The organism is Virgibacillus siamensis (assembly GCF_039522605.1).
GTDB lineage: Bacteria > Bacillota > Bacilli > Bacillales > Amphibacillaceae > Lentibacillus > Lentibacillus siamensis.
In genome coordinates this window covers 162,602-163,013 of the sequence record NZ_BAAADS010000003.1, presented here as the reverse complement: position 1 = coordinate 163,013, position 412 = coordinate 162,602, and the positions used below count along the sequence as shown (strand labels likewise).

The following is a 412-nucleotide window of genomic DNA, read 5'->3' as shown; positions in this document are numbered from 1 at the left end:
AGTAGACGCCTATGTGCACTATTATAACAATGATCGATTACAAACAAAACTTGAAACAAGTCCAGTTGAATAACGGTTACAATCAGCATAGATTTGCACGATTTTAGTTTGTCTACTTGACAGGGTTATGTGCAAATACCGTTTCCGAGCATAAGCATGTCGAAATCGAGCATATATGGGAAGCCTTAACTGCAGATAATCGACCAATGCTTGCATTCTCCCTTGACTTCATTCGGCAATCTGCAATGGAACAAAAGCGGAAGCGCCCGTTTAGCGACGTACAAACTGTGCCCGCGCATAGCGGGTAGGTCGGCGTTGCCGCGCAAAGCGGCGGTTTTAGCCGATCTTCCTTAAATGAGATAAAGGAAACACGCCCCTTCATAGGGGTGTGTCGACGTTGGCCGCAAAGGCC

At 46.6% G+C, this 412-nt stretch carries 1 protein-coding gene; it reads left to right on the top strand.

What is annotated here, in order from left to right; translation table 11 throughout:
• A partial coding sequence (locus tag ABD010_RS18305) for an IS3 family transposase (RefSeq protein WP_425542252.1) occupies window positions 1-73 on the top strand: 73 nt, incomplete at its 5' end.
• Window positions 74-412: the final 339 nt, after the last annotated feature.